Raw genomic sequence first — 1,508 nt, 5'->3', positions numbered from 1 at the left:
AGCTCCAGCGCCTAGCCCCTCGAGGTCACAAGCCAAGCCGTCCAAAAGGTTAGAAAGCAACCTTTCAGCCGGCTTGCCTTGTGCTTGTCGGGGCTGATCAAGGCGCTTGCGCTTTTCTTAAGGAAAAATTAAGAAAAGGAAATTATAATTTAATATGGTAAAGTTTTACCTTTAAACAACTAGTATAATTTGATAATGTTATATAATAGTAACTTACTAATTTTTACCCCAACAGCAAAGAATCTAACAAGGAATGGTTTATCTGCCTATGAAAAAATTTCTAATTGTCATAGTGATTCTCTCACTTTCCGTTTTGGGGGCCAAAACGATTTTTGCGGTTATGTCTGAACGGAAAGCCTCTGCAAAGACATTGGTGGCTGCGCCCTTAAAAACACGAGAAGTTGGTCTTCAGGTGAAAGTAGCTCCAAGCTTACCAGATAGCATTAAACTAGATGTGCCATTAATTATGCAAATGGATCAACCGCTTCTTTACAATGGCTGTGAGGTAACAAGTCTTGCAATGATTCTTAACTATTCTGGTGTAAAGGTAACGAAGAATGAGTTAGCTGAAAATATTAAAACAGTGCCGTTAACCTATAGTAATGGTCAAAAAGGAAATCCTAATGTTGGGTTTGTTGGAGATATGGCCCATGGACCTGGACTAGGAGTATATAATGGGCCAGTTTTCGATTTAACGAAGAAATATGTCGGTGATCGAGCAGTAAATCTAACGGGTAAACCATTTACTGATATATTAAAAGAGGTCGGACAAGGACGTCCAGTCTGGATTATTACCACATCCAGTTTTGCTCCAATCTCTGTATTTCAAACCTGGGATACACCCCAAGGTAAAATAAAAATTACCTTTAGCGAACATAGTGTCGCCATAACTGGATATGATGAGAATTATATCTATATTAATGATCCATATGGCGGAAAAAATAAGAAATTAAACCGTGAAAGTTTTATTAAGGCTTGGGAGCAAATGGGCAATCAGGCAATCGTGATAAAAGATTAAAAAAATGTCCTATATTTTGAGTACAGGACATTTTTTTATAGATAAAATTGGACGAAGGCAGAGGGGAAAATCCCTCTGCCTTCTTTTTAAAAGAAGATTCATTTAATAAGAATCTATCGTAACTTGTGAATGGTCGTTGTCATGAATATCAGCCATTGCAAGGTAAAAATTCATTTATTGTAATTGTTGTTAATAAAAACAAGTTTGCCGCGGTTATTCTTCCACCTGATGGTTTTATACCTAAACGACGTAAGCCCTACCTCTCTTACATCCTAACGGCTCCGAAGCCGATCCAGTGTGAATAAGTTTTTATCTCAAAACATAAGCAGAATGCCAGAAAAAATTCTTACATTGCATTTATCTCATTTATTACAAGTTACTTTTTATTTATGAAGCACAAAAATTAATATTACACTGTTTTGTTCGCTGTGTCAAGAAAAAATGGAGGTGTAATTGGTATTGCTCTATTTAAAACGTGCTAAGCTTAAAT

1 protein-coding gene is annotated in these 1,508 nt (G+C 36.5%); it reads left to right on the top strand.

Features of this window, described 5'->3' with window-relative positions; all coding sequences use genetic code 11:
* The first annotated feature begins 268 nt into the window (after positions 1-268).
* Entirely contained in the window at positions 269-1,018 is a 750-nt protein-coding gene (locus V7266_RS30390; RefSeq protein ID WP_335473002.1) for a C39 family peptidase, read from the top strand.
* Positions 1,019-1,508 lie beyond the last annotated feature (490 nt).

The organism is Neobacillus drentensis, assembly GCF_036965645.1.
Classification (GTDB): domain Bacteria; phylum Bacillota; class Bacilli; order Bacillales; family Cytobacillaceae; genus Neobacillus; species Neobacillus drentensis_D.
Note: the sequence above shows the minus strand (reverse complement) of the source record. Positions and strands in the feature narration are given on the sequence as shown.

Excerpts from the sequence above, each read along its gene's own strand:
- V7266_RS30390 (WP_335473002.1), top strand. The coding sequence starts at position 269 with ATGAAAAAATTTCTAATTGTCATAGTGATTCTCTCACTTTCCGTTTTG.